The sequence below is a fragment of the Actinobacillus delphinicola genome (assembly GCF_900638385.1).
Taxonomy (GTDB): domain Bacteria; phylum Pseudomonadota; class Gammaproteobacteria; order Enterobacterales; family Pasteurellaceae; genus Actinobacillus_C; species Actinobacillus_C delphinicola.
In genome coordinates this window covers 1,022,172-1,044,062 of record NZ_LR134510.1, presented here as the reverse complement: position 1 = coordinate 1,044,062, position 21,891 = coordinate 1,022,172, and the positions used below count along the sequence as shown (strand labels likewise).

Below are 21,891 nucleotides of genomic sequence, written 5' to 3'. Positions count from 1 at the left end.
TAAACTCCATCCTTTGATCTTAAAATCAATTTATAAATCATATAGTAGGATAATATAGAAGTTTGATTTTAGCTTAAATGGAAAATATAGTAATTTGTGACAACGATCATATTATTTACTAACTTTAGATTAAATAAGAATCGCTTAATATGAGTAGAAATTCGAATTTTTATCTAATTTAACAAATAAATAACGAATATTAAAAATAAAGGAAATAAGATAGTTTAATTTTTAAAAGTAGATAAGAAATAAAGTATTGAATATTAAAATATTTAGAATTGATGAGAAATTACGATATTAATTAAATTAAGGAAAGTTAATCTGATTTAAATGGCAGGGGCGGAGAGGCTCGAACTCCCAGCATTCGGTTTTGGAGACCGACGCTCTACCAATTGAACTACGCCCCTAAAAGAATTGGCGGAATGGACGGGATTCGAACCCGCGACCCCCTGCGTGACAGGCAGGTATTCTAACCAGCTGAACTACCACTCCGCATATAAGGTTATTGGCAGCGACCTACTCTCGCATGGAGGAGCTCCACACTACCATCGGCGTAACAACGTTTCACTTCTAAGTTCGGCATGGAATTAGGTGGTTCCATTGCACTATTACTGCCAAATTATTCTTTTAGCTTACTTATAAAATAAACTAAAAGAATAACTAAGGAACCTGGCGGTGTCCTACTCTCGCATGGAGGGACTCCACACTACCATCGGCGTTACAGCGTTTCACTTCTGAGTTCGGCATGGGGTCAGGTGGGACCACTGCACTTTCGCCGCCAGGATTATTCTTTATAATCTGTCTTTTCGTCGTTCTTTACTTAACGTTTATTTGCGTTTTACTTTCTCTTCGCTTCGTTAAGTCTTTAAAATCTTCACTGAAAACCGACTTTCTTTCAAATCTTTTCTCTAAAAATATTTGAGTGTTGTATGGTTAAGCCTCTCGGGCAATTAGTATCTGTTAGCTCAACGCCTCACAGCGCTTACACATCAGACCTATCAACGTCTTAGTCTCAAACAACCCTTACCGACTTTAAGTCGGGGAGAACTCATCTCTTGGCAAGTTTCGTGCTTAGATGCTTTCAGCACTTATCTCTTCCGCATGTAGCTACCCAGCAATGCCTCTGGCGAGACAACTGGAACACCAGTGATGCGTCCACTCCGGTCCTCTCGTACTAGGAGCAGCCCCAATCAATTCTCCAACGCCCACGGCAGATAGGGACCGAACTGTCTCACGACGTTCTAAACCCAGCTCGCGTACCACTTTAAATGGCGAACAGCCATACCCTTGGGACCTACTTCAGCCCCAGGATGTGATGAGCCGACATCGAGGTGCCAAACACCGCCGTCGATATGAACTCTTGGGCGGTATCAGCCTGTTATCCCCGGAGTACCTTTTATCCGTTGAGCGATGGCCCTTCCATGCAGAACCACCGGATCACTATGACCTACTTTCGTACCTGCTCGACTTGTCTGTCTCGCAGTTAAGCTTGCTTATACCATTGCACTAACCTCACGATGTCCGACCGTGATTAGCAAACCTTCGTGCTCCTCCGTTACTCTTTGGGAGGAGACCGCCCCAGTCAAACTACCCACCAGACACTGTCCGAGTACCCGTTTCAGGTACGTCGTTAGAACATCAAACGTTAAAGGGTGGTATTTCAACAACGACTCCACAAGAACTGGCGTTCTCGCTTCATAGTCTCCCACCTATCCTACACATTAAAATTCAAGGTTCAGTGTCAAGCTATAGTAAAGGTTCACGGGGTCTTTCCGTCTAGCCGCGGGTACACCGCATCTTCACGGCGATTTCAATTTCACTGAGTCTCGGGTGGAGACAGCCTGGCCATCATTATGCCATTCGTGCAGGTCGGAACTTACCCGACAAGGAATTTCGCTACCTTAGGACCGTTATAGTTACGGCCGCCGTTTACTGGGGCTTCGATCAGGAGCTTCGCTTGCGCTAACCCCATCAATTAACCTTCCAGCACCGGGCAGGCATCACACCCTATACGTCCACTTTCGTGTTTGCAGAGTGCTGTGTTTTTAATAAACAGTTGCAGCCAGCTGGTATCTTCGACCGGATTCGCCTTCGTCCGCGAGGGACTACAACTACCACCGGCGCACCTTCTCCCGAAGTTACGGTGCTATTTTGCCTAGTTCCTTCACCCGAGTTCTCTCAAGCGCCTGAGTATTCTCTACCTGATCACCTGTGTCGGTTTACAGTACGATTTATAATAACCTGAAGCTTAGTGGCTTTTCCTGGAAGTGTGGTATCAGTTACTTCACAACCGTAGTTGCTCGTCATCACTTCTCGGCGTTAAGAATATCCGGATTTGCCTAGATATTCCGCCTACCGGCTTAAACCATCTAATCCAAAAGATGGCTAACCTAACCTACTCCGTCCCCACATCGCAGTTATTACAAGTACGGGAATATTAACCCGTTTCCCATCGACTACGCTTTTCAGCCTTGCCTTAGGGGTCGACTCACCCTGCCCCGATTAACGTTGGACAGGAAACCTTGATCTTCCGGCGAACGAGTTTTTCACTCGTTTTATCGTTACTTATGTCAGCATTCGCACTTCTGATACGTCCAGCATACTTCTCAGTACACCTTCATCCGCTTACAGAACGCTCCCCTACCCAACAGACTTACGTCTGATGCCGCAGCTTCGGTGCTATATTTGAGCCCCGTTACATCTTCCGCGCAGGCCGACTCGACTAGTGAGCTATTACGCTTTCTTTAAATGATGGCTGCTTCTAAGCCAACATCCTAGCTGTCTAAGCCTTCCCACTTCGTTTCCCACTTAATATAGACTTTGGGACCTTAGCTGGCGGTCTGGGTTGTTTCCCTCTCCACGACGAACGTTAGCACCCGCCGTGTGTCTCCTGAGTATCACTCTTTGGTATTCGGAGTTTGCATCGGGTTGGTAAGCCGGGATGGCCCCCTAGCCGAAACAGTGCTCTACCCCCAAAGGTGTCCGCTCAAGGCTCTACCTAAATAGATTTCGGGGAGAACCAGCTATCTCCCGGTTTGATTGGCCTTTCACCCCCAGCCACAGGTCATCCGCTAATTTTTCAACATTAGTCGGTTCGGTCCTCCAGTTAGTGTTACCCAACCTTCAACCTGCCCATGGCTAGATCACCGGGTTTCGGGTCTATATCTTGCAACTAGTCGCCCAGTTAAGACTCGGTTTCCCTACGGCTCCCTTATTCAGTTAACCTCGCTACAAAATATAAGTCGCTGACCCATTATACAAAAGGTACGCAGTCACCACACGAAGTGGCTCCCACTGCTTGTACGTACAGGGTTTCAGGTTCTATTTCACTCCCCTCACAGGGGTTCTTTTCGCCTTTCCTTCACAGTACTGGTTCACTATCGGTCAATCAGGAGTATTTAGCCTTGGAGGATGGTCCCCCCATCTTCAGACAAGATAACACGTGTCCCGCCCTACTTATCGTAAGCTCAGTACCACAAAAGCGTTTTAAGATACGGGACTATCACCCTCTATGATTGAGCTTCCCAGCTCATTCTCCTAACGCTTTTGCTATCACTTACAGGCTCTTCCGCTTTCGCTCGCCGCTACTAACAGAATCTCGGTTGATTTCTTTTCCTCGGGGTACTTAGATGTTTCAGTTCTCCCGGTTTGCTTCTCTTTCCTATATATTCAAAAAGAGATGATAGATTCTTCATCTATCGGGTTTCCCCATTCGGATATCTCGGGTTATAACGGCTCTTATCGCCTTACCCAAGCTTTTCGCAGATTAGCACGTCCTTCATCGCCTCTGATTGCCAAGGCATCCGCCCTGTACGCTTAGTCACTTAACCATACAACCTCAAATATTTTCATATTAAGATTGCGATTAACAACTCGACTTATGCTGCCTTTTTCAGCATAAGATTTTTAACTACTCAGACTTTACTTGAAAGTCTCTTTAGTTTTCAGCTTGATTTTAAATTTTTAAAGAACAATTAAGACAATAAAATATCTTTAAATGGCGTCCCCAAGGGGATTCGAACCCCTGTTACCGCCGTGAAAGGGCGATGTCCTAGGCCTCTAGACGATGGAGACAACATTTAAAGATACTTTTAAAACTTTAATACGACATCGTATCTTTAAAGTCTTGTCTTTTGTTGTTTACAACTACTAAAACAATCTGTGTGAGCACTCACTGTCGCTTCATTTTGGTAAGGAGGTGATCCAACCGCAGGTTCCCCTACGGTTACCTTGTTACGACTTCACCCCAGTCATGAATCATACCGTGGTAAACGCCCTCCCGAAGGTTAAGCTATCTACTTCTGGTACAACCCACTCCCATGGTGTGACGGGCGGTGTGTACAAGGCCCGGGAACGTATTCACCGCGACATTCTGATTCGCGATTACTAGCGATTCCGACTTCATGGAGTCGAGTTGCAGACTCCAATCCGGACTTAGACGTACTTTCTGAGATTCGCTCACCCTCGCAGGCTCGCTGCCCTCTGTATACGCCATTGTAGCACGTGTGTAGCCCTACTCGTAAGGGCCATGATGACTTGACGTCATCCCCACCTTCCTCCAGTTTATCACTGGCAGTCTCCTTTGAGTTCCCGGCCAAACCGCTGGCAACAAAGGATAAGGGTTGCGCTCGTTGCGGGACTTAACCCAACATTTCACAACACGAGCTGACGACAGCCATGCAGCACCTGTCTCATGGTTCCCGAAGGCACCCTCGTATCTCTACAAGGTTCCATGGATGTCAAGAGTAGGTAAGGTTCTTCGCGTTGCATCGAATTAAACCACATGCTCCACCGCTTGTGCGGGCCCCCGTCAATTCATTTGAGTTTTAACCTTGCGGCCGTACTCCCCAGGCGGTCGATTTATCACGTTAGCTACGGGCACCAGACCTAAAGCCCAATCCCCAAATCGACATCGTTTACAGCGTGGACTACCAGGGTATCTAATCCTGTTTGCTCCCCACGCTTTCGCACATGAGCGTCAGTATATTCCCAAGGGGCTGCCTTCGCCTTCGGTATTCCTCCACATCTCTACGCATTTCACCGCTACACGTGGAATTCTACCCCTCCCTAAAATACTCTAGCGACCCAGTATGAAATGCAATTCCTAGGTTAAGCCCAGGGCTTTCACACCTCACTTAAGTCACCGCCTGCGTGCCCTTTACGCCCAGTTATTCCGATTAACGCTCGCACCCTCCGTATTACCGCGGCTGCTGGCACGGAGTTAGCCGGTGCTTCTTCTGTGGCTAACGTCAAGTCAACGTGCTATTAACACGCCAACCTTCCTCACCACCGAAAGAACTTTACAACCCGAAGGCCTTCTTCATTCACGCGGCATGGCTGCATCAGGCTTGCGCCCATTGTGCAATATTCCCCACTGCTGCCTCCCGTAGGAGTCTGGGCCGTGTCTCAGTCCCAGTGTGGCTGGTCATCCTCTCAGACCAGCTAGAGATCGCTGACTTGGTGAGCCATTACCTCACCAACTATCTAATCCCACTTGGGCTCACTTCATGGCATGTGGCCTTGCGGTCCCACACATTTAATCTCTCGATATTACGCGGTATTAGCTACAGTTTCCCGTAGTTATCCCCCTCCATGAAACAGATTCCCAAGCATTACTCACCCGTCCGCCACTCGTCAGCAAAGAAAGCAAGCTTTCTTCCTGTTACCGTTCGACTTGCATGTGTTAAGCCTGCCGCCAGCGTTCAATCTGAGCCATGATCAAACTCTTCAATTCAAAGCTTGATTCGCTCAATAAGCTGACAAAAAGTCTTTCATTTAAAATGAATTTCTAGTTTGACACTCATTAAGACTTAGTTAAATTATTTAAACAAAGTCAATCAACAAGTGCCCACACAGATTGTCTAGTTAGTTGTTAAAGAACAAAAAACAACGACGCGAGAAGTAAATTCTTGTTAACAACGTCGCGTCGTTGTGTGGGGCGTATTATAGATATTTTGAAAACCTTTGCAAGCACTTTTTTAATTTTTTTTAAATTTTTTTGAATTTTATTTGTTTTTATTAAAAAATATCCAATTTCTGAATCAAAACCGCTCTATTATTAACCATTATGCAGTAGTTATCTCCCGAAAAAAGATCTTTTTATCCGTAATAATCATGTCTAGTGGCACATCCCATCCTTCTGCAGGTATCTGTGAAACTTCCTGCCAACTGTATGCTAACCCTACTGTTATCGTTTTTTCCCTTTTAGAGCGTAACGTGCGATCGTAATAGCCACCACCCATGCCTAACCTTTCACAATTTTTGTCAAACGCAACCAATGGTACAAAAATAATATCTAATTCACCATTTACCTCTATAGTGTTCCCACTATCTTCTAATTCTGGAATTCCAAATTGGTTTTTTATGAGTTTACTATCTCTGTCATAAGGTCTAAAAATTAAATCATTTTCAGGTGCTCTTATAATAGGTAGATAAACATGAATATTCTCTTTCCACAGATATTCAATTAGTGCTTGTGTTTGAACTTCCCCTTTCACAGAAAAATAAATAGCAATATTCTTTGCTTTATATTGTTCTATAATAAAAATCGTTTTTTGAAAGATAGAGTAACTTGCTAATTGAATATCAAGTACATTTTGTTTTTTACGATAATTTAACAAAACCTGTCGTAATTGTTGTCGTGATAAGCGATTAGAAACGAGAAGAGGAAGAGTAGGTTGTAACATATAAGAAGGGATCCCCCAAGGTGCCGTTGCGGAGTTAGTCCTTGAACCCGTAGGTCCAAGGGAGTCGGTCCAGATTGTTTTCAGGTTTCTTACTACGAGGTAAGCCTACACACCAACATCTAAAAGATCAACTCAGAAGATTTTAATTATCGGCTCAGGGACAGCATCCACTGGCGCACACCTCAGGATCTGAATTAATACTAGCTTAAATTAAGATTGAACTCTAGTTTAATTTTAATAAAAATGTTTCCTTTTGCAAAATTTAGGCAAATCGCTCACTATTTTTCTGTAAATTAACCTGTTCAAGGGAGCTATCTAGTTGTTGTATACGTGCAGCGATAATATCTTCCACGCTTTTATGTTTTTCTTTAGCCTGCATTAACTCATAACTTAAATTCAATGCGACAATAGACAATACGCGTTCTGTACTTAAAATACCGGTTCTTTCTTTCATTTTTAATACACGCTCATCTAAATCTTGGGCGGCTTGTCTTAAGAAATCATGCTGCTCAGCTGGACAACCTAAACGTAAAACTTGTCCTAAAACTGTCACTTCAATAGGAGAGGTAGACATAGATGCTCCATAAAATAAACTAAAATTTTTTCTATTATGCCATACTCTCAACAAAAATCGGTATAAAAAACTTAACTTTATCATGACTTCTTATATTTTTTTGCTTTCTTTACAATGCTAAACTAATCCAAATTTAGGGAGATAACCATGAGTAAAAAAATTTCATACACAACACTAAATACGCAATTAAAACAAGCTGGCATTCCGATGACGGCTTCCGAATTGGATGGTTTTTTGTCTGGTTTATTATGCGGAAATGTAAAAGATAAAGACTGGCAAACCTTACTCTTTCAATTTACAAACGATGATCATACCTATCCAACCAGTTTATTAAATGATGTCACCTCTTTATATAAACAAATTAAACAATCTCTTGCGGATATTGGAGAATTTAATTTTCAACTGTTATTACCTAACGAAGAAGAAAGTGTTTTTATTCAAGCAGATGCATTATCTGAATGGGTAAATCACTTTTTACTCGGCTTAGGGATCGTATTACCCTCCCTTGATAAAGAAAAAGGTGATATCGGTGAAGCATTAGATGATTTACAAGATATTGCGCGCTTAACTTATGAACCTGATGAGAATGAGAATGAACTCATGGAAGCATTAGAAGAGGTGAAAGAATATGTTCGCACACTCGTAATGCTGTTCTACACACATTTTTGTGGTGTATCCCATGTGCCAGATGAAACACAACATATACATTAAATAAGGAGTCAATATGGATTTAGCTTATTTAAATCAAATTCCAGCAGAAGAATTTATACAACGTCGTCAACGCGTTTTTGAACAAATGCATGATAACTCAATTACTGTTCTATTTTCTGCCTGTGAGCAAACTCGTAACAATGATTGTACTTACCCTTTCCGTCAAGAAAGTAATTTTTGGTATCTAACAGGATTTAATGAGCCTGATAGTGCTTTAGTGATGATAAAAAAAGACGGGCATACAGAAACATGTCTTTTTTTACGAGCCAAAGATCCTCTTATGGAAACTTGGAATGGTCGTCGCTTAGGTGTCAACGATGCCCCCTCCCAGTTAAATATTGATAATGCCTATACCATCGAAGATTTCCGCAATAAATTTGCAACATGGGTTAAAGAAGAACATTTTGATACACTTTATATCAAAACTCATCAACAAAAACATGCTATCCCTAATGCCGATTTTTGTCGAAATCTATTTGTAAACAAACAAATCATCGATCTTTCACATATTTTAGACGAAATGCGTCTATTTAAATCCCGTAATGAAATTGCCCTCATGCAACAAGCAGGACAAATTAGTGCGCTGGGTCATATTCGTGCGATGAAAGAAACTCGTCCAAATCGTTTTGAATACGAAATCGCTAGTGAAATGTTACACGAATTTAATCGCCATGGCGCCCGTTATGAATCATACGGCAGTATCGTTGCTGGCGGTAATAATGCATGTATTTTACATTACACTGAGAACGATCAACCTTTAAAAGATGGAGATTTATTACTTATTGATGCAGGCTGTGAATTTGCGATGTATGCAGGCGATATCAGCCGTACTTTCCCTGTAAATGGTAAATTTAGTGATGCGCAACGTGATCTTTATAACCTTGTTTTAGACATCCAGAAATATGCTATTAAACATCTTATTCCTGGTAATTGCATCCAAGATGTAAATGATGCCATTGTCCGCATACTTGTTGAAGGATTAGTAAAATTAGGCATTATGCAAGGTGATGTGGATGAACTAATTAAAACTGAAGCCTACCGTCAATTCTATATGCATGGCCTTGGTCACTGGCTCGGATTAGATGTTCACGATGTCGGTAGCTATTCAAAAAATTGCGATAATGGCGATCGTAACAGCAAACGCCGAGATCGTCCATTAGAAATCGGTATGGTTCTTACAGTTGAACCTGGTATTTATATCTCAGAAAATGCCGATGTCCCAGAAAAATATAAAGGAATTGGTATTCGTATCGAAGACAATCTCCTAATGACAGAGTATGGTAACAAAGTCCTTACTTCTGCCGTTCCAAAAGAAATTGATGAAATTGAAGCATTAATGCAGAACACTTAATCATATCACGCCCCAATTATCCTAAAAATTTTTACGAAAATTGGGGCGTATTTTTAATTCAACATAAAATGAATTGGAATGACAAAGGTATCACTCACGCCTTTCGGTTTCAATCCAATTGGGCGTGCCTGTTGAGCCGCTTGTAAAGCCGCTCTATCAAGATCACCATTTCCCGATGTTTTCTCTATGCGAATATCATATAACTCACCACTTTGTTTAAGCATAAAGCGAATCAATACTGTTCCCTGCCGACGCATCATTCTTGCTCTTAAAGGATAACGCTTTTGCTTTTCAATTTCTGTCCTAAGCGCGTTTTCATATGCCGCAATTTCATCGATCTGAGGTCCATTGCCAACAAGTTTGGGATTATGGCCTCGTGATTTTGAGTTACTTGTTGCCTGAGAGGTAATTTTCGCTTGAGAATCTACTCGTTTCTTAGCCTTAGACATATCTTTAACTCGTTGATGGTGAGTTGTTTTTTTCTCTTCTTGTTTTGATAATTTTTTCTTTTCAGGATCTAATGGCTTTTTGGTCGGTGTTTTATCTTTAGGCTGTTCAACTTCTGGCTTAATCATCGGATCAGGAACTTCAAATTTATTCTCTGATGCTTTAGGTTGTATTGAAGTCCTTTCTTGAATGGGTTGAGGATCTTCTACTACCATACCTTGGATCATCTGCATCGAAATATGTGTCGCTACAACAGGAGCTTTGAAACCATGCGAACCACGACTATGAATAAGTACTAGCCATATTCCCAATAATATGATCCCATGAAAAAAGAATGAACCTAAAAAGCCAATTAGGGAACTTCGTCTCATTACCTTGCCTTTTCTTTCATCGTAACAATTGCAACATTTTTAATGTTATATTTTGCAAAAATATCTGTAATCGTAACAAAGGCTTGAAAAGGTGAACGAGAATCTACTTTTAGTGTTACTGGTTGCCCGTTTTCCCAATGTTTAGCGACATCATCAAGTTCTGCTAAAGTAATCGGTTTATCATTTAAATAAACTTCACCCTTTTGCGTAATTGTTAATAATTTTGCTAAATCATTCGCTTTGAATTTGACTTCTGTGCTGGCTTTAGGCACATCCACCTGAATCTTACCTTGTGAAATAAAACTCGCTGTTACTAAAACAATAGTTAAAAGTACCAGCATAATATCGATAAATGGAATGATATTAATCTGATCAAACTTTTTCATTAATCACTCCACTTTGAGATAAAGCCTTATATTTCATACGGTTAACTTCTACTTTTCGTACTAAGCCGTTATAAAAGACCATTGATGGAATAGCAACTAAAATACCAACAGCTGTTGCTTTCAAAGCAAGTGACAAATTCAACATAATCGTCCCAGCTTCAATATCTCCGCCTGCATTTCCTAAATTATAGAAAGTTAGAAGAATTCCAATAACAGTTCCAAGTAATCCCACATAAGGCGCATTTGATCCAACAGTAGAAATAATAGTGAGATTTCGCGTTAAATCGATATCTAAATCATAAATATTTGAATAATTTTCAACCTTAACTTTAGATAGAAAAGTATAACGTTCAATCACAAACCAAATCATAAGAAAACTCATTATTCCTAATGTTCCAAGAATAATCAGATCGGTATAATTTTGTAAAAAAGAAAAGAAAAGCTGCATCGAAATATCCTTTAAAATTTATTATAGAATAATGAATAATACAATTAGAATTAAGAATAGTTCGCAATTATATAGAAAGCTGATGAGAAATGCACATAGAAATTAAGGCTATAAATAGATAAGATTTTCAAAAACAAAAAACCCGCTATGAAAGCGGGTTTTTATTAAAAAATGAATTATTCAGCTTTTGCTTCTTCTGCAGCAACTTCTGGACGATCAACTAATTCAATGTATGCCATTGGTGCGTTGTCACCAGCACGGAAACCACATTTTAAGATACGAGTGTAACCACCCGCACGATTTGCGAAACGTGGACCTAATTCATTAAATAATTTTGCAACAGTTTCTTTGTTGCGAATTCGTGCAAATGCTAAACGACGATTTGCAACGCTATCTACTTTAGCTAATGTAATTAACGGCTCAACTACCATACGTAATTCTTTAGCTTTTGGTACAGTAGTTTTGATGATTTCATTACTTACTAATGCACTTACTAAATTACGGAACATCGCTTTACGATGACTGCTATTACGATTGAGTTGACGACCACTCTTACGATGGCGCATAACCTTATCCTTCTTAGAAAAATTTTCAGCCTAAATTAAGATTAGTCTTCAGACAAACCTTGAGGTGGCCAATTTTCAAGACGCATACCAAGTGATAAACCACGAGAAGCCAATACGTCCTTAATTTCAGTAAGAGATTTCTTACCAAGATTAGGCGTTTTTAATAATTCAACTTCTGTACGTTGTACAAGATCACCGATATAATGAATTGTTTCTGCTTTCAAACAGTTAGCAGAACGAACTGTCAATTCTAAATCATCAACAGGTCGTAGCAGAATAGGATCAAATTCTGGTTTTTCTTCTTTAACTTCTGGTTGACGAACATCACGTAAATCAACGAACGCTTCAAGTTGTTCTGCTAAAATTGTTGCAGCGCGACGAATAGCTTCTTCTGGTTCAATAGTACCATTTGTTTCAAGCTCAATAACTAATTTATCTAAATCAGTACGTTGCTCAACACGTGCCGCTTCAACATCGTAAGCAATACGTTCAACTGGACTATAACATGCGTCAACAAGTAGACGACCGATTGGTCGATCTTCGTCTTGACTATGTACACGGCTAGATGCTGGTACATAACCACGGCCTCGTTGAACACGAATACGCATATTAATTGATGCATTTTCATCAGTTAAATGACAAATAACGTGATCTGGATTAGCAATCTCAACATCATTGTCTTTAGCAATATCCGCAGCAACAACAGGGCCGATTCCAGACTTGTTTAACGTAAGAAAAACATCGTCTTTATTATTCTGCAACTTAATCGCTAGACCTTTTAAGTTTAGAAGCACTTCAATAATATCTTCTTGAACACCTTCTTTACTACTGTACTCATGCAATACACCATCAATTTCTACTTCAGTTACAGCACAACCTGGCATTGAAGATAATAAAATTCGACGTAATGCATTACCTAGCGTATGACCAAATCCTCGTTCTAACGGTTCTAAGGTCACTTTAGCTTGAGTTGAACTCATTTGTTCAATATCAACTAAATGTGGTTTTAAAAATTCTGTAACAGAACCCTGCATTTTATCCTCTCTTTGCTACGATGAAACTTTATTATTTAGAATAAAGCTCAACGATCAGATGTTCGTTAATATCTGCTGATAAGTCAGAACGTTCTGGAATACGTTTGAAAACACCTTCCATTTTTGCAGCATCTACTTCTAACCAAGTTGGTTTTTCTTTTTGTTCTGCAAGTTCCAATGAAGCTTTAATACGAGCTTGCTTTTTAGATTTCTCACGAATAGCAATTACATCATCAACGGAAACCTGAAAAGATGGAATGTTAACTACACGACCATTTACAACGATCGCTTTGTGGCTCACTAATTGGCGAGCTTCAGCGCGAGTTGCTGCAAATCCCATGCGATAGACAACGTTATCTAATCGTTTTTCTAATAATACAAGTAAGTTTTCACCTGTATTACCTTTAAGACGGTTTGCTTCTTTATAGTAATTACGGAATTGACGTTCTAAAATGCCGTAGATACGACGAACTTTTTGTTTTTCACGTAATTGATTACCATAATCAGACAAACGTGCTTTTTGTGCACCGTGTTGACCTGGTGCTGTTTCAATTTTACATTTTGTTTCAATCGCGCGTACACCTGACTTAAGGAATAAATCAGTACCTTCACGACGGCTTAGCTTGAGCTTAGGACCCAAATATCTTGCCATTTTCTTTCTCCAATTTTCCTATTACGCCATTAAACACGACGTTTTTTCGGTGGACGACAACCGTTATGTGGGATCGGAGTCACGTCCGTGATGTTCGTAATTCTAAATCCTGCTGCATTTAATGCACGAATTGTTGATTCACGACCAGGACCTGGACCTTTCACCATAACTTCCAAGTTCTTAACGCCAAAATCTTTAACGAGTTCAGCACAACGTTCTGCAGCAACTTGTGCAGCGAACGGAGTAGATTTACGAGAACCACGGAAACCTGAACCACCTGCAGTTGCCCATGCAAGAGCGTTACCTTGACGGTCAGTAATAGTTACGATTGTGTTATTGAAAGATGCGTGAATGTGTGCAACGCCATCTACAACTTGTTTTTTTACACGTTTACGTGTACGAACTGGTGTTTTAGCCATTTAATTTACCCCGACTATTTCTTGATCGGCTTGCGTGGACCTTTACGGGTACGCGCATTCGTTTTAGTACGTTGACCACGTACCGGTAAGCTACGACGATGACGAACACCACGGTAGCAGCCTAAATCTAATAGACGTTTAATGTTAAGTGTTACTTCACGACGTAAGTCACCTTCAACGGTAAATTTACTAACTTCGTCACGCAGTTTATCAATCTGCTCTTCAGACAATTCGCTGATCTTCACATCTTCAGGGATTCCAGCAGCAGCACAAATAGCTTTTGCTCGAGTTTTCCCGATACCGTAGATAGCTGTTAAAGCGATTACAGTGTGTTTTTGATCAGGAATGTTAATGCCTGCAATACGGGCCACTATGCACTCCTATTTTTGATGATTAATTTGATATACTGATCTTGAAAAGCCCGTTTCAGGATACTCAAACAGTATATCAAGGATGTAAATGAGCTGAGCATTATATATGCTCAGCAGGTTCTTTGCAAGAAAAAATGTCAATTAACCTTGACGTTGTTTATGTTTAGGGTCTGAACATAATACACGTACAACCCCTTCACGTTTAACAATTTTACAGTTACGACACATTTTCTTAACGGAAGCACGAACTTTCATTGCTTATCCCTTCTACTAATAATGGACTATTGTCCGAAACCTGTAAGGTTTGCTTTTTTCAACGCAGATTCATATTTAGTTGACATTAAGTAACTTTGAACCTGTGCGATGAAATCCATAATAACGACTACAACGATCAACAAAGATGTTCCACCAAAGTAAAACTGAACATTCCAAGTTGACATTAGAATATAAGGAACCAAACACACGAATGTTACATATAGACCGCCAATTAAAGTCAAGCGAGTCATAATTTTATCAATGTAACGTGATGTTTGTTCTCCTGGTCTGATTCCAGGTATAAAAGCACCTGATTTTTTTAGATTTTCTGCGGTATCTCTTGGGTTGTACTGCATTGCAGTATAGAAGAAACTGAAGAAAATAATCGCAATACCATATATAATTAGGTATAAAGGTTGTCCTGGATGAAGTAACAACGATAAGTCACTTAACCATCCCCATCCTGCTCCTTCACCTAACCAAGAAGATAAGGTTGCTGGGAACAAGATAATACTTGATGCAAAGATAGCAGGAATAACCCCAGCCATATTCACTTTCAATGGTAAATAACTTGTTTGTCCACCTACGATTTGACGACCTTGCTGACGTTTTGCATACTCAATGCGAATTTTTCTTTGACCTCTTTCTACAAATACAACGAAATAGGTTACTGCGAAAACCACTACAGCGATAAGTAGTAAAACCAAAGGATTCATCTGGCCTTGACGAGCCTGCTCAATTGTATGACCAATGGCTGCTGGTAATCCTGCAACAATCCCTGCAAAGATAATTAAAGAAATACCATTTCCAATTCCACGTTCTGTAATTTGTTCACCCAACCACATTAAGAACATCGTACCAGTTACTAAACTGATAACCGCAGTCAAGTAGAAACCAAAACCAAGATTAGGAACAAGCCCTGGAAGCATATTTGGTAATCCAGTAGAAATACCGATCGCTTGAATAGTACCGAGAACTAAAGTCAGATAACGCGTATATTTACTAATCTTCCGACGTCCAGCCTCGCCCTCTTTCTTTAATTCAGATAATGCGGGATGTACCGCTACCAATAGTTGAATAATGATAGAAGCCGAGATATACGGCATTATTCCTAATGCAAATATAGAAGCTCGGCTTAAAGCACCACCAGAGAACATGTTAAACATTTCAATGATGGTACCTTTTTGTTGTGCAAGTAATTGAGCTAAGACGGCAGCGTCAATACCAGGTACCGGAATAAAAGACCCAATACGGAAAACGATAAGAGCACCTAATACAAAAAAGATTCTTTTTTTAAGTTCATCTGTACCATTCTGAGTACTGCGACTTTGATAACCTGGTTGCTTTGCCATATCTTAATTATTCCTCAATTTTACCGCCAGCAGCTTCAATTGCTGCTTTTGCACCTTTAGTTACTCGTAAACCTTTTACAGTTACTGCTTTGGTGATTTCGCCAGAAAGAATAACTTTTGCAAATTGAATATCTTTAGTAAAGATATTCGCTGCTTTAAGTGTATCTAAAGTGATTACATCACCTTCAACTTTCGCTAATTCATCTAGTCGTACTTCAGCTGTTACTGCAGCAATTTTTGAAGTAAAACCAAATTTTGGTAAGCGACGGTATAAAGGCATTTGACCACCTTCGAAACCGCGACGAACACCGCCACCAGTACGAGATTTTTGTCCTTTATGGCCTCGACCACCGGTTTTGCCTAAGCCAGAACCAATACCACGTCCAAGACGTTTCTTGCTGTGCTTAGAACCTTCCGCAGGAGATAAAGTATTTAAATACATTAAATTACTCCTCTACTTTAAGCATGTATGAAATTTGGTTAATCATACCACGTACTGCAGGCGTATCGATTAGCTCAACAGTGTGATGCATATGACGGATACCAAGACCACGTAATGTTGCTTTATGCTTAGGTAAACGAGCAATAGAACTACGAACTTGAGTTACTTTAATAGTTTTTGCCATGATTATTTACCCCAAAATTTCATCAACAGTTTTGCCACGTTTTGCAGCAACCATTTCTGGTGATTTCATGTTTGCTAAAGCATCAATTGTTGCACGTACAACGTTGATTGGGTTAGTTGAACCGTACGCTTTAGAAAGTACGTTACGCACACCAGCAACTTCTAAAACTGCACGCATTGCACCGCCTGCGATGATACCAGTACCTTCGCTAGCTGGTTGCATAAATACGCGAGAACCAGTGTGAGTCCCTTTGATAGGGTGTTGTAAAGTGCCTTCATGTAAAGCAACTGTAACCATGTTACGACGTGCTTTTTCCATTGCTTTTTGGATCGCTGCTGGAACTTCACGTGCTTTACCGTAACCAAAACCTACACGACCGTTACCATCGCCCACTACTGTTAAAGCAGTGAAACTCATGATACGACCACCTTTAACGGTTTTTGATACACGGTTTACCGCGATTAGCTTCTCTTGCAGTTCACCAGCTTGTTTTTCGACGTTTGCCATCTAAAATTACCTCTATTAGAACTGTAGACCAGCTTCACGAGCTGCGTCCGCTAATGATTGGACACGACCATGATATTTAAAACCAGAACGATCAAAAGCAACATCTTTGATGCCTTTTGATAATGCTCTTTCGGCAACGGTTTTACCAACTAATTTAGCAGCATCTACGTTACCTGTATATTTAACTTGCTCTTTAATTGCTTTTTCAACAGTTGAAGCAGAAGCAAGCACCTCTGATCCACTCGCTGCGATCACTTGTGCATAGATATGACGTGGAGTACGGAATACTACTAAACGAGTAGCACCTTGTTCTTTCATCATATGGCGAGCACGAGCTGCACGGCGGATACGAGCTGATTTCTTATCCATAGTGTTACCTTAAATTATTTTTTCTTAGCCTCTTTTGTACGTACAACTTCATCATCGTAACGTACACCTTTACCTTTGTAAGGTTCTGGGCGACGATAAGCACGAATATCTGCAGCAACTTGACCAACAAGTTGTTTATCAGCGCCTTTTAATACCACTTCAGTTTGTGAAGGGCATTCAGCAACGATACCCGCAGGTAGTTTGTGCTCGATAGGGTGAGAATAGCCTAAGTTTAATGCAATTACATTACCTTTAACTTGTGCTCTGTAACCAACACCCACCAATTTTAACTTCTTAGTGAAGCCTTCAGTAACACCAATAACCATTGCGTTAACTAATGCACGAGCAGTACCTGATTGTGCGTTAGCTTCTGCCATACCTTCACGTGGAGCGAAAGTTAATTGGTTATTTTCTTCTTTAACTTCAACTGAGTTATGAATTTTGCGAGATAACTCGCCGTTTTTACCTTTTACTGTTAATAGCTGTCCGTCAAGTTTTACTTCAACGCCGGCAGGAATATTAACAGGTGCTTTTGCGACACGAGACATTTCCTACTCCTTAAGCTACATAACAAATAACTTCACCGCCTAAACCTGCTTCACGAGCAGCACGGTCAGTCATTACACCTTTTGATGTAGAAATTACAGCGATACCTAAACCGCCCATAACGCGTGGTAATTCATCTTTACGTTTATAAATACGTAAACCTGGACGACTTACACGTTGGATACTTTCTACAACTGGTTTACCTTGGAAATATTTTAAAGTGATTTCCAATTCAGGTTTTTTACCTTCTAAAACGTTTACGCTTTCGATAAAACCTTCTTCCGCTAATACGTTGGCAATCGCCACTTTTAGCTTGGATGAAGGCATACTGATCGCAACTTTGTTCGCAGCCTGACCGTTACGAATACGAGTCAACATATCTGCGATAGGATCTTGCATACTCATTGTGCTTTTTCTCCGATTCCAAATTAAAGTGGTAAATTACCAACTTGCTTTTTTAAGTCCAGGGATTTCGCCACGCATTGCTGCTTCACGAACCTTAATACGACTTAAACCAAATTTACGTAAGAAACCATGTGGACGACCTGTTTGACGGCAACGGTTACGTTGACGACTTGGGCTAGAATCACGTGGTAAAGTTTGTAATTTTAATACAGCTTCCCAACGTTGTTCGTCAGTAGAATTTACATCAGAAATGATTCGTTTTAATTCTTCACGTTTTGTGTAGAATTTTTCAGCCAATTTAACGCGTTTTACATCGCGTGCTTTCATTGATTGTTTAGCCATGTGTCACCAACCTTACTTACGGAATGGGAAATCAAAGGCAGCAAGTAATGCACGACCTTCTTCATCATTTTGCGCAGTAGTGGTAATAGTAATATCTAAACCACGAATACGATCTACTTTATCATAGTCGATTTCTGGGAAGATGATTTGCTCACGCACACCCATACTATAGTTACCACGACCATCAAAAGATTTCGCATTTAATCCACGGAAGTCACGAACACGTGGAACAGCGATTGTAATTAAACGTTCTAAGAACTCCCACATACGTTCGCCACGTAGTGTCACTTTACAACCGATTGGATACCCTTGACGGATTTTAAAGCCAGCAACTGATTTGCGAGCTTTAGTAATTAAAGGTTTTTGACCACTGATTGCTGCTAAATCCGCAACTGCGTTTTCTAGCAATTTTTTATCGGTCAATGCTTCACCCACGCCCATGTTAAGGGTAATCTTTTCGATTCGTGGGACTTGCATGACAGATTTGTAGCCGAATTTTGACTTTAACTCATTCACTACATTTTCTTTGTAGTAATCATGCAGTTTCGCCATCGCGTTACTCCAGTTTGTTAAATTAATTCATTGTTAGATTTGAAGAAACGTACTTTTTTGCCGTCTTCGAATCTAAAACCTACACGGTCAGCTTTGTTAGTTTTAGGGTTAAAGATAGCAACATTTGACGCATCAATTGGAGCTTCTTTCTTCACTAAACCACCTTCTTTTCCTAATTGAGGAATTGGTTTTTCAGCTTTAGTGATGATGTTAACACCTTCAACAATTACTTTACCGTTTGGTAAAACTTTAGTGACCTTGCCACGTTTACCCTTGCTTTTACCAGCAAGAACGATTACTTCATCTTCTTGACGAATTTTGTTAGCCATTTTCACTTCTCCTTACAGTACTTCTGGTGCCAAAGAAATGATCTTCATGAATTTTTCACTACGAAGTTCACGAGTCACTGGTCCAAAAATACGAGTACCGATTGGTTGCTCAGTATTATTATTTAAAACAACACAGGCATTGCCATCGAAGCGAATGACTGATCCATCTGGGCGACGAACACCCTTCTTGGTGCGCACAACTACTGCTTTTAATACATCACCTTTTTTAACTTTACCGCGAGGAATTGCTTCTTTCACAGTAATTTTAATGATGTCACCAATAGCAGCGTAACGACGGTGCGATCCACCTAGAACCTTGATACACATTACACTGCGAGCGCCTGAGTTATCAGCTACGTCGAGCATAGTCTGTTCTTGGATCATCTTAGTACTCCGCTAATATTGAAAAAGAACCCTTTCGGGACGATTTATTATTGGCCTTTATATACCAATAAGGCTGAGCATTATGCACGAGTTAAGCACACAATACAAGCAAAAATTACAAAAATCCTCGAGTTATGTTATCGTTATCGCAATTACGACTTGTTCGTAAAAATGCAATGAAAATAAAAAGGTGCTCTAGTCTATCCCTCTTAACTCAGCCCCTTTTATATTCAGGCAATTATCGATACTAAGAAGGAGCAATTTATGTCTATCGTACTTATCGCAACTATCCGTGCTAAAGCAGAATTTAGAGATGAAATCAAAACCGCCTGCGAACAAATGGTAAAACCGAGCCTTGCTGATCGTGGCTGCGAAGCTTACCGTTTACATCTTAATACAAAAGATGCCAATGAATTTGTATTTTACGAAGTGTGGCAAGACGCAAGTGCCATCGAAGCCCACAATCAATCTGCTCACTTCCAAAAATTCTTAAGTGAAATCGATGGGAAATGTGAATCCGTGGAAATTAAAGAATTGGCATTGATTTAAAATAAAATTACGCCCCGATTTTCGGGGAAATTTATATTCTCCAAGGTCAAACAAGGAAAATTTTTTAAAATTTTCCTTGTTTAAAATAAACTCGTTAGGTAATTCATGTATTAAAAATAACTACCCTATGGTAGGGTATTCTTTTAGAACTCTAAAATAACGTTTTAAAATTATATCATTTCTTTATATTCCATAATCCTTGTTCACCAAATAATTTGCTATAACAACGATACATCATAGTAAATTCTACTTCTCCTATACAAGAATCTTCCCATAATGGATACATATTTTTTTCTCTATATTTAGTATATATTATTTTAAAAGTAGTCTTCCAATGTTGAATATTAGCCTTACTCATTGACTTCGACTGTTCCAATCTTTCATTAAGTTGTTTATATTCTGCCAAGAGTTTATTTTTATTGTTCATGGCAGTATCCATTTTATCTTGAATACTATTCAGCTCATCCTGACGTTCTTTGACTGCATTTTGCCAATACTTATCAGTTGTATTTTTGGACAGTTCTTGCTTAGCATAAGTTAAATCCCATTTAGCTCTTTTTAAATATCTTTGATAATCATTATTATTTAATAAAGATTGCTCCCTATAAATATTATTATTTAACTCAGCTAATTTATGTTGAATATTTTCATACTCTTCTATATTGATATACGCTAAAGAATTGTTATTTAATAATTGCTTAACTTCATTAAAGAAAGTACGTCTATTTTCATATTTCTCTACAAATGTAGGATTTTTTAAAATAATAGGATAATGAGTATGCTTGATTAGGTAATATAAATTATCTTGGCTTAACTTAGTGGCAAATAAATTAGAAGATGGTACCGCATTGATTAACGTTCTATGTATATTTATAAAAATTTCTTGCACCCAATGAAGTGATGCCTTACTTGCATTTTTACCAACATAAGGATCCATAATAAAACGCCAATCATTTAGTGTTAATCCTATATTCTTTTCACTTAATTCCATCGTTTCTTTGATTAAATTATCAATAATATTAACCATTTCATTTTGCGGTAATTCATTGATATTTTTAGGTAATCTTGATGGTAAACTAGCCACAAATTCGATATAGTTTTCTCTATCTTTTTCTGTATGACGATTAGCCTGTTGTTTTAAATAACCAACAACTGATTTTAAATATTGTTCTTGCCCCATGCCAGATTTATAAACAGGTATAGATACCCCATCTGAATCATTACAAGCTGATAACCCTAAAATAATAATGGGTAAGATACATTTTTTCATTTATTTATCTCCAAAAATTCAATTGCTTGGCTAATATGTTTAAACATTTCTTGATCATGATTAATGATTGCCTTCTGTAATAGACCAGATAAAAGGAGTTTCCCCATCTCATCATCTAAATAAAATGGAACAAGCTTTCCACGTGAGCTTGGATATCTATCATCCCATTGTAAGCCCAGTACTTCACGTCCATAATACAACCCGCTGATCAGTGTCAACCCATCATTAGTTGAGTATATTTTTTTGCAATTTATCCAAAAAGAAGCATAATTTTTTTCCATTACTAAGTCCTTAATTAAAATTTAATTTTTTATAGCAAGCTTATAAAGCTCATACTACCTATTTAGCTACTCATAGTAGTAATAAATATTCATTCACTTACTATTACC

At 39.5% G+C, this 21,891-nt stretch carries 27 protein-coding genes, 3 tRNA genes, 4 rRNA genes and 1 other RNA gene; 3 read left to right on the top strand and 32 right to left on the bottom strand.

Annotation, left to right across the window (positions count from 1 at the left end; genetic code table 11):
* Window positions 1-331: 331 nt before the first annotated feature.
* The 10 genes from EL259_RS04970 to EL259_RS04925 all read right to left on the bottom strand — a co-directional run bounded on the left by EL259_RS04970 (window position 332) and on the right by EL259_RS04925 (window position 7,260).
* Window positions 332-407 (bottom strand) — tRNA-Trp (locus EL259_RS04970).
* Between the two features lie 8 nt (window positions 408-415).
* Window positions 416-492, bottom strand: a tRNA-Asp gene (locus EL259_RS04965).
* 11 nt (window positions 493-503) lie between these two features.
* Window positions 504-619 (bottom strand): 5S ribosomal RNA (rrf, locus tag EL259_RS04960).
* 48 nt (window positions 620-667) lie between these two features.
* Window positions 668-783: ribosomal RNA gene (rrf, locus tag EL259_RS04955) — 5S ribosomal RNA — on the bottom strand.
* Between the two features lie 146 nt (window positions 784-929).
* Window positions 930-3,830: ribosomal RNA gene (locus EL259_RS04950) — 23S ribosomal RNA — on the bottom strand.
* 168 nt (window positions 3,831-3,998) lie between these two features.
* A tRNA-Glu gene (locus EL259_RS04945) sits at window positions 3,999-4,074 on the bottom strand.
* 117 nt (window positions 4,075-4,191) lie between these two features.
* A 16S ribosomal RNA gene (locus EL259_RS04940) occupies window positions 4,192-5,734 on the bottom strand.
* The 16S, 23S and 5S rRNA genes sit together here with 3 tRNA genes alongside, the layout of an rRNA operon.
* Window positions 5,735-6,065: 331 nt before the next feature.
* A complete protein-coding gene (locus EL259_RS04935) occupies window positions 6,066-6,686 on the bottom strand; it encodes a 5-formyltetrahydrofolate cyclo-ligase (RefSeq protein WP_126599556.1) in 621 nt (206 codons plus the stop codon).
* Window positions 6,687-6,694: 8 nt separating this feature from the next.
* Window positions 6,695-6,878, bottom strand: a non-coding RNA gene (gene ssrS / locus EL259_RS04930) — 6S RNA.
* Between the two features lie 70 nt (window positions 6,879-6,948).
* A complete protein-coding gene (locus EL259_RS04925; RefSeq protein ID WP_126599554.1) occupies window positions 6,949-7,260 on the bottom strand; it encodes a cell division protein ZapA in 312 nt (103 codons plus the stop codon).
* Window positions 7,261-7,407: 147 nt separating this feature from the next.
* Here EL259_RS04925 and EL259_RS04920 point away from each other — a divergent pair, with 147 nt between their 5' ends.
* Together EL259_RS04920 and pepP are read left to right on the top strand one after the other, a co-directional pair.
* The gene (locus EL259_RS04920; RefSeq protein WP_126599553.1) at window positions 7,408-7,971 is read left to right on the top strand and encodes a YecA/YgfB family protein; all 564 of its coding nucleotides are present in this window, start codon (window positions 7,408-7,410) and stop codon (window positions 7,969-7,971) included.
* Window positions 7,972-7,984: 13 nt separating this feature from the next.
* Complete coding sequence (pepP, locus tag EL259_RS04915; RefSeq protein WP_126599551.1) at window positions 7,985-9,322, top strand: Xaa-Pro aminopeptidase; 1,338 nt, start codon at window positions 7,985-7,987, stop codon at window positions 9,320-9,322.
* A gap of 53 nt (window positions 9,323-9,375) precedes the next feature.
* On the opposite strand, the gene EL259_RS04910 is transcribed toward pepP, so the two are convergent.
* The 20 genes from EL259_RS04910 to rplN form a co-directional block, all read right to left on the bottom strand.
* Window positions 9,376-10,140, bottom strand: a complete 765-nt coding sequence (locus EL259_RS04910) for a TonB family protein (protein ID WP_126599549.1) — start codon at window positions 10,138-10,140, stop codon at window positions 9,376-9,378.
* Window positions 10,140-10,526 (bottom strand): TonB system transport protein ExbD, encoded by a 387-nt coding sequence (gene exbD, locus EL259_RS04905; RefSeq protein ID WP_126599547.1) that lies wholly within the window; start codon window positions 10,524-10,526, stop codon window positions 10,140-10,142. Before exbD ends, EL259_RS04910 begins: the two co-directional genes overlap by 1 nt.
* Entirely contained in the window at window positions 10,513-10,974 is a 462-nt protein-coding gene (gene exbB, locus EL259_RS04900; protein WP_126599545.1) for a TonB-system energizer ExbB, read from the bottom strand. Before exbB ends, exbD begins: the two co-directional genes overlap by 14 nt.
* 176 nt (window positions 10,975-11,150) lie before the next feature.
* On the bottom strand, window positions 11,151-11,540 hold the full coding sequence (gene rplQ / locus EL259_RS04895; protein ID WP_126599543.1) for a 50S ribosomal protein L17: 390 nt from the start codon (window positions 11,538-11,540) through the stop codon (window positions 11,151-11,153).
* A gap of 41 nt (window positions 11,541-11,581) precedes the next feature.
* Complete coding sequence (locus EL259_RS04890) at window positions 11,582-12,574, bottom strand: DNA-directed RNA polymerase subunit alpha (RefSeq protein WP_126599541.1); 993 nt, start codon at window positions 12,572-12,574, stop codon at window positions 11,582-11,584.
* Window positions 12,575-12,605: 31 nt separating this feature from the next.
* Window positions 12,606-13,226, bottom strand: coding sequence for a 30S ribosomal protein S4 (gene rpsD / locus EL259_RS04885; protein WP_126599540.1), 621 nt, complete (start codon window positions 13,224-13,226; stop codon window positions 12,606-12,608).
* Between the two features lie 29 nt (window positions 13,227-13,255).
* On the bottom strand, window positions 13,256-13,645 hold the full coding sequence (rpsK, locus tag EL259_RS04880; protein ID WP_126599538.1) for a 30S ribosomal protein S11: 390 nt from the start codon (window positions 13,643-13,645) through the stop codon (window positions 13,256-13,258).
* A 14-nt stretch (window positions 13,646-13,659) separates the two neighbouring features.
* On the bottom strand, window positions 13,660-14,016 hold the full coding sequence (gene rpsM, locus EL259_RS04875) for a 30S ribosomal protein S13 (RefSeq protein ID WP_126599536.1): 357 nt from the start codon (window positions 14,014-14,016) through the stop codon (window positions 13,660-13,662).
* A 141-nt stretch (window positions 14,017-14,157) separates the two neighbouring features.
* Window positions 14,158-14,271 (bottom strand): 50S ribosomal protein L36, encoded by a 114-nt coding sequence (gene rpmJ, locus EL259_RS04870; protein ID WP_005625868.1) that lies wholly within the window; start codon window positions 14,269-14,271, stop codon window positions 14,158-14,160.
* Between the two features lie 26 nt (window positions 14,272-14,297).
* A complete protein-coding gene (gene secY, locus EL259_RS04865; protein WP_126599534.1) occupies window positions 14,298-15,623 on the bottom strand; it encodes a preprotein translocase subunit SecY in 1,326 nt (441 codons plus the stop codon).
* Window positions 15,624-15,630: 7 nt separating this feature from the next.
* Window positions 15,631-16,065 carry a 50S ribosomal protein L15 gene (gene rplO / locus EL259_RS04860; protein ID WP_126599532.1) on the bottom strand — a complete coding sequence of 145 codons (435 nt, stop codon included), beginning with the start codon at window positions 16,063-16,065 and terminating at the stop codon, window positions 15,631-15,633.
* 4 nt (window positions 16,066-16,069) lie between these two features.
* On the bottom strand, window positions 16,070-16,249 hold the full coding sequence (rpmD, locus tag EL259_RS04855) for a 50S ribosomal protein L30 (RefSeq protein WP_126599530.1): 180 nt from the start codon (window positions 16,247-16,249) through the stop codon (window positions 16,070-16,072).
* A gap of 6 nt (window positions 16,250-16,255) precedes the next feature.
* Window positions 16,256-16,756 carry a 30S ribosomal protein S5 gene (gene rpsE / locus EL259_RS04850; RefSeq protein ID WP_126599528.1) on the bottom strand — a complete coding sequence of 167 codons (501 nt, stop codon included), beginning with the start codon at window positions 16,754-16,756 and terminating at the stop codon, window positions 16,256-16,258.
* 15 nt (window positions 16,757-16,771) lie between these two features.
* Window positions 16,772-17,125, bottom strand: coding sequence for a 50S ribosomal protein L18 (gene rplR, locus EL259_RS04845; RefSeq protein ID WP_126599526.1), 354 nt, complete (start codon window positions 17,123-17,125; stop codon window positions 16,772-16,774).
* Window positions 17,126-17,139: 14 nt separating this feature from the next.
* Window positions 17,140-17,673 carry a 50S ribosomal protein L6 gene (rplF, locus tag EL259_RS04840; protein ID WP_126599525.1) on the bottom strand — a complete coding sequence of 178 codons (534 nt, stop codon included), beginning with the start codon at window positions 17,671-17,673 and terminating at the stop codon, window positions 17,140-17,142.
* 10 nt (window positions 17,674-17,683) lie between these two features.
* Window positions 17,684-18,076 carry a 30S ribosomal protein S8 gene (gene rpsH, locus EL259_RS04835; protein WP_126599523.1) on the bottom strand — a complete coding sequence of 131 codons (393 nt, stop codon included), beginning with the start codon at window positions 18,074-18,076 and terminating at the stop codon, window positions 17,684-17,686.
* A gap of 36 nt (window positions 18,077-18,112) precedes the next feature.
* Window positions 18,113-18,418: a 30S ribosomal protein S14 gene (gene rpsN / locus EL259_RS04830; RefSeq protein WP_126599522.1), complete on the bottom strand. Its 306-nt coding sequence runs from the start codon at window positions 18,416-18,418 to the stop codon at window positions 18,113-18,115.
* 12 nt (window positions 18,419-18,430) lie between these two features.
* A complete protein-coding gene (gene rplE / locus EL259_RS04825; RefSeq protein ID WP_126599520.1) occupies window positions 18,431-18,970 on the bottom strand; it encodes a 50S ribosomal protein L5 in 540 nt (179 codons plus the stop codon).
* Window positions 18,971-18,987: 17 nt separating this feature from the next.
* Window positions 18,988-19,299: a 50S ribosomal protein L24 gene (gene rplX, locus EL259_RS04820; protein ID WP_126599518.1), complete on the bottom strand. Its 312-nt coding sequence runs from the start codon at window positions 19,297-19,299 to the stop codon at window positions 18,988-18,990.
* A 12-nt stretch (window positions 19,300-19,311) separates the two neighbouring features.
* Entirely contained in the window at window positions 19,312-19,683 is a 372-nt protein-coding gene (gene rplN / locus EL259_RS04815) for a 50S ribosomal protein L14 (protein WP_126599516.1), read from the bottom strand.
* Window positions 19,684-19,947: 264 nt separating this feature from the next.
* Here rplN and EL259_RS04810 point away from each other — a divergent pair, with 264 nt between their 5' ends.
* Window positions 19,948-20,232 carry a putative quinol monooxygenase gene (locus EL259_RS04810; protein WP_126599514.1) on the top strand — a complete coding sequence of 95 codons (285 nt, stop codon included), beginning with the start codon at window positions 19,948-19,950 and terminating at the stop codon, window positions 20,230-20,232.
* 175 nt (window positions 20,233-20,407) lie between these two features.
* On the opposite strand, the gene EL259_RS04805 is transcribed toward EL259_RS04810, so the two are convergent.
* Complete coding sequence (locus tag EL259_RS04805; protein WP_126599512.1) at window positions 20,408-21,502, bottom strand: hypothetical protein; 1,095 nt, start codon at window positions 21,500-21,502, stop codon at window positions 20,408-20,410.
* Entirely contained in the window at window positions 21,499-21,783 is a 285-nt protein-coding gene (locus tag EL259_RS04800; RefSeq protein ID WP_126599510.1) for a hypothetical protein, read from the bottom strand. Before EL259_RS04800 ends, EL259_RS04805 begins: the two co-directional genes overlap by 4 nt.
* Window positions 21,784-21,891: the final 108 nt, after the last annotated feature.

What these genes read in the sequence shown, in the direction of transcription:
- EL259_RS04935 (WP_126599556.1), bottom strand. Translation starts at nt 6,686, where the DNA reads ATGTTACAACCTACTCTTCCTCTTCTCGTTTCTAATCGCTTATCACGA.
- EL259_RS04925 (WP_126599554.1), bottom strand. Translation starts at nt 7,260, where the DNA reads ATGTCTACCTCTCCTATTGAAGTGACAGTTTTAGGACAAGTTTTACGT.
- EL259_RS04920 (WP_126599553.1), top strand. Translation starts at nt 7,408, where the DNA reads ATGAGTAAAAAAATTTCATACACAACACTAAATACGCAATTAAAACAA.
- pepP (WP_126599551.1), top strand. Translation starts at nt 7,985, where the DNA reads ATGGATTTAGCTTATTTAAATCAAATTCCAGCAGAAGAATTTATACAA.
- EL259_RS04910 (WP_126599549.1), bottom strand. Translation starts at nt 10,140, where the DNA reads ATGAGACGAAGTTCCCTAATTGGCTTTTTAGGTTCATTCTTTTTTCAT.
- exbD (WP_126599547.1), bottom strand. Translation starts at nt 10,526, where the DNA reads ATGAAAAAGTTTGATCAGATTAATATCATTCCATTTATCGATATTATG.
- exbB (WP_126599545.1), bottom strand. Translation starts at nt 10,974, where the DNA reads ATGCAGCTTTTCTTTTCTTTTTTACAAAATTATACCGATCTGATTATT.
- rplQ (WP_126599543.1), bottom strand. Translation starts at nt 11,540, where the DNA reads ATGCGCCATCGTAAGAGTGGTCGTCAACTCAATCGTAATAGCAGTCAT.
- EL259_RS04890 (WP_126599541.1), bottom strand. Translation starts at nt 12,574, where the DNA reads ATGCAGGGTTCTGTTACAGAATTTTTAAAACCACATTTAGTTGATATT.
- rpsD (WP_126599540.1), bottom strand. Translation starts at nt 13,226, where the DNA reads ATGGCAAGATATTTGGGTCCTAAGCTCAAGCTAAGCCGTCGTGAAGGT.
- rpsK (WP_126599538.1), bottom strand. Translation starts at nt 13,645, where the DNA reads ATGGCTAAAACACCAGTTCGTACACGTAAACGTGTAAAAAAACAAGTT.
- rpmJ (WP_005625868.1), bottom strand. Translation starts at nt 14,271, where the DNA reads ATGAAAGTTCGTGCTTCCGTTAAGAAAATGTGTCGTAACTGTAAAATT.
- secY (WP_126599534.1), bottom strand. Translation starts at nt 15,623, where the DNA reads ATGGCAAAGCAACCAGGTTATCAAAGTCGCAGTACTCAGAATGGTACA.
- rplO (WP_126599532.1), bottom strand. Translation starts at nt 16,065, where the DNA reads ATGTATTTAAATACTTTATCTCCTGCGGAAGGTTCTAAGCACAGCAAG.
- rpmD (WP_126599530.1), bottom strand. Translation starts at nt 16,249, where the DNA reads ATGGCAAAAACTATTAAAGTAACTCAAGTTCGTAGTTCTATTGCTCGT.
- rpsE (WP_126599528.1), bottom strand. Translation starts at nt 16,756, where the DNA reads ATGGCAAACGTCGAAAAACAAGCTGGTGAACTGCAAGAGAAGCTAATC.
- rplR (WP_126599526.1), bottom strand. Translation starts at nt 17,125, where the DNA reads ATGGATAAGAAATCAGCTCGTATCCGCCGTGCAGCTCGTGCTCGCCAT.
- rplF (WP_126599525.1), bottom strand. Translation starts at nt 17,673, where the DNA reads ATGTCTCGTGTCGCAAAAGCACCTGTTAATATTCCTGCCGGCGTTGAA.
- rpsH (WP_126599523.1), bottom strand. Translation starts at nt 18,076, where the DNA reads ATGAGTATGCAAGATCCTATCGCAGATATGTTGACTCGTATTCGTAAC.
- rpsN (WP_126599522.1), bottom strand. Translation starts at nt 18,418, where the DNA reads ATGGCTAAACAATCAATGAAAGCACGCGATGTAAAACGCGTTAAATTG.
- rplE (WP_126599520.1), bottom strand. Translation starts at nt 18,970, where the DNA reads ATGGCGAAACTGCATGATTACTACAAAGAAAATGTAGTGAATGAGTTA.
- rplX (WP_126599518.1), bottom strand. Translation starts at nt 19,299, where the DNA reads ATGGCTAACAAAATTCGTCAAGAAGATGAAGTAATCGTTCTTGCTGGT.
- rplN (WP_126599516.1), bottom strand. Translation starts at nt 19,683, where the DNA reads ATGATCCAAGAACAGACTATGCTCGACGTAGCTGATAACTCAGGCGCT.
- EL259_RS04810 (WP_126599514.1), top strand. Translation starts at nt 19,948, where the DNA reads ATGTCTATCGTACTTATCGCAACTATCCGTGCTAAAGCAGAATTTAGA.
- EL259_RS04805 (WP_126599512.1), bottom strand. Translation starts at nt 21,502, where the DNA reads ATGAAAAAATGTATCTTACCCATTATTATTTTAGGGTTATCAGCTTGT.
- EL259_RS04800 (WP_126599510.1), bottom strand. Translation starts at nt 21,783, where the DNA reads ATGGAAAAAAATTATGCTTCTTTTTGGATAAATTGCAAAAAAATATAC.